Source organism: Pantoea sp. ACRSC (genome assembly GCF_022346785.1).
Taxonomy (GTDB): Bacteria; Pseudomonadota; Gammaproteobacteria; order Enterobacterales; family Enterobacteriaceae; genus Pantoea; species Pantoea alvi.
Window position 1 is genome coordinate 1 of sequence record NZ_JAKRNN010000046.1, and the last position, 7,287, is coordinate 7,287.

10 protein-coding genes and 1 pseudogene are annotated in these 7,287 nt (G+C 45.9%); 3 read left to right on the top strand and 8 right to left on the bottom strand.

The window, feature by feature from the left end; all coding sequences use genetic code 11:
• The 4 genes from MHZ97_RS22030 to MHZ97_RS22045 all read right to left on the bottom strand — a co-directional run.
• On the bottom strand, positions 1-87 hold an 87-nt coding region (locus MHZ97_RS22030; RefSeq protein WP_239313698.1), incomplete at its 3' end, for a hypothetical protein.
• 1 nt (position 88) lies between these two features.
• The gene (locus tag MHZ97_RS22035) at positions 89-379 is read right to left on the bottom strand and encodes an AraC family ligand binding domain-containing protein (RefSeq protein WP_239315672.1); all 291 of its coding nucleotides are present in this window, start codon (positions 377-379) and stop codon (positions 89-91) included.
• 397 nt (positions 380-776) lie between these two features.
• Positions 777-1,298, bottom strand: coding sequence for a hypothetical protein (locus MHZ97_RS22040; protein ID WP_239315673.1), 522 nt, complete (start codon positions 1,296-1,298; stop codon positions 777-779).
• Positions 1,299-1,381: 83 nt separating this feature from the next.
• Positions 1,382-1,525 (bottom strand): hypothetical protein, encoded by a 144-nt coding sequence (locus MHZ97_RS22045; RefSeq protein ID WP_239315674.1) that lies wholly within the window; start codon positions 1,523-1,525, stop codon positions 1,382-1,384.
• A gap of 915 nt (positions 1,526-2,440) precedes the next feature.
• Between MHZ97_RS22045 and MHZ97_RS22050 the strand changes: the two genes are divergently transcribed.
• On the top strand, positions 2,441-3,103 hold the full coding sequence (locus tag MHZ97_RS22050; protein WP_239315675.1) for an endonuclease domain-containing protein: 663 nt from the start codon (positions 2,441-2,443) through the stop codon (positions 3,101-3,103).
• Positions 3,104-3,485: 382 nt separating this feature from the next.
• Here the strand turns inward: MHZ97_RS22050 and MHZ97_RS22055 are convergent, their stop codons facing one another.
• Together MHZ97_RS22055 and MHZ97_RS22060 are read right to left on the bottom strand one after the other, a co-directional pair.
• Positions 3,486-3,977 (bottom strand): hypothetical protein, encoded by a 492-nt coding sequence (locus MHZ97_RS22055; RefSeq protein WP_239315676.1) that lies wholly within the window; start codon positions 3,975-3,977, stop codon positions 3,486-3,488.
• Between the two features lie 265 nt (positions 3,978-4,242).
• Complete coding sequence (locus tag MHZ97_RS22060; RefSeq protein ID WP_239315677.1) at positions 4,243-5,031, bottom strand: sulfite exporter TauE/SafE family protein; 789 nt, start codon at positions 5,029-5,031, stop codon at positions 4,243-4,245.
• Positions 5,032-5,137: 106 nt separating this feature from the next.
• Here MHZ97_RS22060 and MHZ97_RS22065 point away from each other — a divergent pair, with 106 nt between their 5' ends.
• Positions 5,138-5,905 (top strand): helix-turn-helix domain-containing protein, encoded by a 768-nt coding sequence (locus MHZ97_RS22065; protein ID WP_239315678.1) that lies wholly within the window; start codon positions 5,138-5,140, stop codon positions 5,903-5,905.
• Positions 5,906-6,252: 347 nt separating this feature from the next.
• Here the strand turns inward: MHZ97_RS22065 and MHZ97_RS22070 are convergent, their stop codons facing one another.
• Positions 6,253-6,759: a polyketide cyclase gene (locus MHZ97_RS22070; RefSeq protein WP_043016095.1), complete on the bottom strand. Its 507-nt coding sequence runs from the start codon at positions 6,757-6,759 to the stop codon at positions 6,253-6,255.
• A 133-nt stretch (positions 6,760-6,892) separates the two neighbouring features.
• Positions 6,893-7,171: pseudogene (locus MHZ97_RS22075) on the bottom strand (LysR substrate-binding domain-containing protein); the annotation flags it as partial.
• A 29-nt stretch (positions 7,172-7,200) separates the two neighbouring features.
• On the opposite strand from MHZ97_RS22075, the gene MHZ97_RS22080 reads away from it, so the two are divergent.
• A partial coding sequence (locus MHZ97_RS22080; protein WP_239313698.1) for a hypothetical protein occupies positions 7,201-7,287 on the top strand: 87 nt, incomplete at its 3' end.

The window sequence follows — 7,287 nt, forward strand, 5'->3', positions numbered from 1 at the left end:
GTAGGTGGGCCAGTTGGTGATTTTGAATTTTTGCTTTGCCACGGAACGGTCTGTGTTGTCGGGAGGATGCGTGATCTGATCCTTCAACTCAGCAAAAGTTCGATTTATTCAACAAAGCCTGGGGGATGTGCACACTGATGAATTCCACGGCTTGAGTATCAAAACGCGAAGCCTGAATGGTTCCCGGATTATATAAGGTAACCTGACCACTTTTAACATACGCGGTTTTCCCTGCCAGCCAGATTTCCTCCACCCCCGTCAGGTTGGCACTGATGACATATTCATCGTGAAGATGTTTCGGAAAGCCCGAATTACGGGCTCTGACCCGTGAACACTCTATGCCATTCCGGCTAAACCATTCTGCAGACTCTAGTGACAACGTATCTGACCTTATGCAGTAATAGTGAATAATTATTAATGAATTATAAAACCATTTACTGAACGCTTTTTCAACTGGTGGTTTTAGGACTCCAGCGAATAAATTATCCTCCGGGCGCTAGTCTGCCAGTAATCGGATATGTCCCTTCCTGACCAGACCGGGCCCGCGCGGCCTGGTAAATCTAGCTGGGTTTTTCGGTTAGTTCACCAGAACACACGGACTGGCAATGCAGGAAAGGGACAGAAGGATGTTGTTCCTGATGTCCGCTTTGTGCCAGAAGCGGACGTCACAAACATCAAGTTGATTTAATTAGCAGAGAGCAGATGACACCGATGAAAACTGAATTTTCATCCCAGCACCCTTTAAAAAGCAATTAAACCAGCTTCAATAATTTAGACTAACCACTTGGAAACCTATCTATATTAAACTGAAACTGCTTATTACCAGAATTATATATGAATACCTCCAGCGTAAGGCTCTTGTGCTTTTTTACTTTCTCAAGAAATGAACTAAAATTATCAAAAATATAGATATAACCTACTGGCTGCCCTGGTATTTCCTCGATTTTGTATCGTTCGATTTCTCCATCATCGAATTTAGCTGACATATAACAATATTCAGAATCCTCACAATAAAACTGCCCTTGACTGATACGCAAATAGGCAGATACCGGCTTGAGTTGCTCTGGTTTTGCGCCGTCTTTCAGTTTCTCCTTCTCTGAATAAATGGAAAGTAGTGCTTGAGTTCCGCCATTATAAGGATAATTAAGTTCAACTGTATTGTTTGATGGCAGTTGAATAAATCTTTGCGTGGTTCCACGCATTTCATCTTTATTATAATAAGTATCCCACACACCAGCTAATGTTGACGCAGGAAAGAGCAACACAGAGGTAAATAATATTTTTCTAAAGGAGAGCATATAAACATCCTATTTGATTACTAAGTATTGTTCAAAAATATCTTTTAGCTATTGATGTTATCTGTTAATCGGTTTTAAGGCTGTCAAATAAAAAGCCTTAAGCTTTTCTTTTCCGACGGCTGGTCGGCCCCGAACCGTTCCATATCTTGCCGCGTGGCTGTTCCAACACCTGCGGCGTACATCATCGGCACTGATAGCAGTCGGAGGGCTTTTTTTAAATGCGTCATCATATGTTCCTTGCTGTTGGAAGTTTAAACCTGTTATCGGCAAGGGCCCTAAAAACGTGAAAAAATGCCGACTTTGTCTCCTGATTCATAGCAGGCTGTAAGCAATCTTCTGAGACTAACGAGGCCTTTGCTATTAGAACGTAGCCACCAAGCCCAAACCCCGAATGGATTCGGCAGAGCTTACCGGCTCTGTCGGTAAGCGGAGTGAGGCTTGACGACCCGGCAAGGCCGACGAACCGTAGGAGCCATTACGCTGTTGATATTAACGTCCGCTTAGTGCCAGAAGCGGACGTTGCAAAAGTGAAGACTTTTCAGATATTTAAAATTTTATAATTCATCTTATAGCCAACCCCTATACTTGAGAGCTTCGGAACTTGCATGAAATTTTACATAGATGAACCGCAGGGAGCCTTTTCAAGATGTCGTAAAACTCGATTGTATAAAATATCAATTAATATCCAATAAAAATTCAGATTATAATTTAACCTGACTTATTTTAAACTCCTTATCGCTCTTCGGCCAGTTTCAGCCAGTAGTTGGCGAGATAATATTATGGCGACCGCTTTTAGGATAAACAATGATTAAAAGCGTGGTGATTATACGGGGTAAATAGTATTAAGACTGACGAGGTGAAAAAGCCTCTTCGGACTAGCCTGTTAATAAGGCACCCATAAATACATAAGAATATAAGCATTAGCTGTACATAGGGCGCGGTAAAACAATCAACAAATAAGCATGCTTTACTTTATAAAGAAACTAGAGATCTACAGAAATAGAATGCATTATTTTAAGATAAAAAGACCACAATTTCACTCAACAAAAATAAAAAAATAAGCCAGGGGTTTGATTTTATGTTAAAATATAAAAATCAACTCATCCTTTATCAATGAACTGTATAGGATATATAATATAATTATGAGCAAAAAAAAAGAAAAATCACTTTGGGGAAGTGTCTTTTTGTTAGTCATGTTGGTGCTGTGTTGTTTTTTTCCATTTTTAGTAATTATATTTTTACTTTTTGTTTTTTCTTATTTAAAAAAAGGTAACGAAGGGAATAATGCCAAAGGCTCACTAACATCTCCTTCTCCCCAACCGCGCACCTGGAAAACTGTAACCCGAGAAGATGATAACTGGCGAGAGTTATTTATAGCTGCATGCGAGTCCCCAGCTGAAGAAAAATTTCTTGAGGCTATGATTGATGAGTTTAATCTTACACCAAAAAGTGGAGAACTGATATCGCCTTCATTAACGCTTGCGATGCAAGTAAGGCATGGACGATATCGCTTTGATTTTGTAGCAAACGGAAGGCAGGTTATTGAAATTGATGGCGCTCAGTGGCATTCCTCGCCTGAAGCAATCGAGCGGGATAGGATTCGTGATAATTACTCTGTTGAGCATGGATATCGTGTATTGCGTATTCCAGCTAAAACTGTGTTTAGAGCTCCGTGGGAAGCAATAGCGCTGGTAAAAGATGCGTTAATATATACCCCAAAATATACGAGACCAAGGCCAATCCATGAAAACCCGTTGGTAACACCAATACTAGATTCTCTGGAAACAAGAAGTCGGGAATCATAAACACCGATAGGCTCTGGGAAGGATAGATCTCACCAGTCTTGCCGAAAAGATGACAACATAGATTATTTCTATAGACGCTGAGTTTGAGTGCGGCCTGTTACTTGAGCTCACTCCTGCTGATATTGCACGGGCTAAGTGACCCGGAAAGCGTTGTGACCGTCCGCCTGCTCTGGATGAAGAACAGAAAAAATTGATGTTTATTCGTATTATGAGCGAAAAAGTTACCACAATCGTCCGCCAATCCAGCACAACATACCAGATAATTTTCAGAGTGAAATCTGTAATGAAAAATGCTAATAACCCTTCATTATCCGCCCGCATTTTGCCAGAAGAGGACATTGAAAATGTTATATTTTTTAACTACTGGTTAGCCAAGTAGGAATTACAGATCCTTGGTATCCTGTGCTGAAAGTGAACTTTTAATTTTGTCCGCATTTTCACCTGCTAATAAAAGAGTGCCTTTTATTTCATTAAGTGCCATAAGATTTTTGCCATTAGTCCATATATGGGTTCTTGGTACTCCTCCTCGAGCAGGCGGGCCGAACTTCTGGGTTAAAGCCGAAAGAACGTTATATTGCGTGAGACCTTGCTGCTGATTGATAGCAATATGTATATAAGCAAGCTTGCCGTCATAGAAGTAGAGATTACTACTTTTAGTTGTTTCATTAGCTATGGAAGCTATCTTAGCATCACATATCAAGACTTTTTCTTTTTCATAAATCTTTTGTTTTCCAGGGCAAATAGTTACAGAATCCCCGATATGATAGCCTTTTATTTCGAGGGGGATGTTTGTAGCTGAAGTAAGGCCAGGCACATTGAGACTACAGGCACCTAAAAGCAGTGAAACACTTATAACATAAGCTAGTTTAATCATGAGAATTGTCCATAGGGTAGAGAAGAAGTTATCGACTCTTGAAGAAAATTCTTTATAGAAAAATGAATCGGATTTAGAAAAGTGTCGCTACAACTATGACAGGCATTTTTCACAGCAGTTAACGTGACCGTAACTTTAACACTCTGATGTCTGCTCCTCGCTCATAGCGGACTTCGACTGCGCGTGAGCCCGCTTTGTACCAGAAGCACTCTTTATGCAGATATTGCTGCTGTAATAGCAACCAAACTCGCAAAACAGGGTTTGTTTAAAGCAACATTGCCATGAGCACTAAGCACAGCAGCATCACGTAGATCCGCGCATGCCAGACATCGGGGACGGCAGGGATCGCCCTGCGGCTGAATACTATGCCTGCCCAGCCGGTTAGCAGCAGAAGGCCCCAAATTTTCAGGCTGATAAAACCCACAAAGCCGCCTGCCGGAATTTTTTGCCAGCCGCTTATCGCATAGGTCACCGTACCGCACAGCGCCACGGGCAGGGAAAGTGGGTTGGCCGCGCTAATACATTCGCGCATCGCATGGCCGTGTCGTCGCAACAGCGGCACCGTCATTACGCTGCCGCCCACGCCCAGCATTGCGGCAATCATGCCGATTAGCGTACCGCCAACGGTGACCGTTAAAAGTGATAAACGACGCGGCGCGCTGCCGCTGAAGAAGCCTTTGCGCAACATGCAGTCCCCAATCGTCGCCAGCATATAAACGATAAAAAGCGCGCGAACCAGGGCCTCGCTCAATATTCCCGCCAGCCACGAACCGGCCACCGCGCCCATGGCGATAAACCACAGCAGCGGGAACAAGACAGTTGAAGAAAGCCTGTCCGCGCGCCAGTTTTGGTAGCTGACCCAGCCCGCGTTGAAAATCATCACCGCCGTCGAGGTGGCCACGGCAATATGCATCGCACTGCCCGCCAGTTGAGGCTGCCGCACCAGCAGCTGGTAAATAAAGGGCACCACCACAAAACCGCCGCCGAAGCCAAAAAGTACCGTTGTAATGCCGGTAGTAAAGCCGGCCATTGCGATAATCATTAAATCGTTCAACGAAGTGCCCCCTTGCAAATAAGGCAGCAGCTTACCGCGCCAGCGTCCCGCTTCCCATTTGCGCAGCGCTCAATTACCCTTGCAAACTGGTCAGATGGGGGCGGATGTGCGAAACGGAAAAATCGACGATTTCGATCGGCTGGATCGCGAGGTTGTGGCGCTCGGCAACGACTATGCGCAGGGATTTGCCCTGCCGCAACACCAGCACCGCCGCGCGCAGCTTCTGTATGGCGCAACCGGCCTGATGCATGTTTCAACCCGTGACGGGGAATGGGTGGTTCCGCCCCAGCATGCGGTATGGATCCCCCCCGAAACCCTGCATGCAGTAAAGTTTATGGGGGTCACTACGCGTAGCCTGTATATCGAACCCGTATGCGCGGCCAGCTTACGTAACAACTGTCGCTGCGAAGTAATTGCCGTATCACCGCTTTTGCGACAGTTATTGATGGAGGCGGTGGATTTGCCGCCGCGCTATGAAAGCGTACGCGATCGGGCGCTGACAGATTTGATGCTGCTTGAACTGGCGGCAATGCCGGTGCGCGAGTTCGAGATCCCTTTGCCGCAGCAGCCCGCGCTGTTAGCCCTGTGTCAGGCTTTTTTACGCGCGCCAGCCATCCATGATCCGGCCGAACGCTGGGCCAGTACACTGTTCATGAGCGGCAGCACATTTCGTCGCCATTTCCGGCAGCAAACCGGCATGTCGTTTTCCGCCTGGCGTCAGCGAGCCTGTGTGGTCAGCGCGCTGGCATTGCTGCTAACGGGCACACCGGTGAATGAAGTCGCGTTGTCGCTCGGCTATGACAATGGCTCTTCCTTCGCGACGATGTTTCGTCGGGTTACAGGCCAGCCACCTTCATTTTATCATCCGACTTAACAGGCGCGGTTTACCTGCTGCTACCGGGTCAGGCCTGTAGGCTGCCCTGCGCCATTGACTGAACAGACGCATGGCAGTGGCTGTGTTGACGGTAGAATAAGCACTGCATGGCTAGGGTGAAGAAACAATGCTGGAACAATAACGTCCGCTTTGTGCCAGGAGCAGACATGATGGTCACGAAGCCTGTCCGCTGCGTGCCAGGAGGGGACATTACAGATATGGCCGCGCGGTGTCACTTGCGGGGGTTACATGATTTACCTGTAATCAAGTGCAATAGCAAACGGGCAAATATTCTTGAGGCTGCGGGGAAGTGCAGCCTCAGTGATATGACTGTGGAAAGCGGTTTATTATTTCTTTGCTGCTCGAATCAGGCCGTCAAGCCATTCCTGATGACCATTAAGCATTGGGTTCGGGCGGGTATTTGCCAGATCTTTTGCCGGCACTCCGTTCTGTGTTTCCTGCGTTAGGATACGGACCCTGTGACCGGAAAGATCCTCCAGTAGCCACGCATGATGGACATCGAGTCGTTGAGCGGTATCTTTTTCACCGGCCCATCCGTGCCATGCCAGACGAGCAGGTTTACCTTCAGCAGGTGGAACAAACTCCACAACCTGAGCTTCAACTGGGAAACCAAACGTGCTGAAGTAGAAGCGAACCCCATTTTCCAATTCTGGACCTTTGTTGTCATAAAAGCGCACATCGGCGGAATTTTTATAGTATTCCGGCCATAGCAATGGCTGACTCAGGAGCGGCCAGACATCATTGACGTTCAGACCTGAGATGATCATTTCATTAGAAACAAAGTTATCGGTAAAACCCGGAACAAAGCCTTCTGGCCAGTTAATCGCGTTCATAAATTTCTCCAATTGCTATAGTTGAGTGCACTGCGTGTGTCATTACGGCAGTAACGTGATGACAGTGATTATTGGTGCAATGGAGTTATAAGGCGAATTGTCATTACTTATATTCTTAATAAGATAAATTATATCATGACGCGGGATGTTGGCTTACTTCTGCGCATAAAGCACGAATCCACTGATGACTTGGGTCACGATGGGTTCGCTCATGCCAGGCCATGCTTTTGGTAAAGCCGGGTACTTTCAGGGGCAAAGGGAGAATGATGAGATCGTTGTTAGTCAGGACCATGCGGCGAGGTACAACTGCAATCATATCAGTCACTTGTAATATATCAGGTATCATCTGAAAACTATTAACTGACATGCCTACTCGTCGTGTCAGACTGAGCTTAGCCAGTGCTTCATCGGCTTTGTTGAATAAATCGAACTTTTGCTGAGTTGAAGGATCAGATCACGCATCCTCCCGACAACACAGACCGTTCCGTGGCAAAGCAAAAATTCAAAATCACCAACTGGCCCACCTAC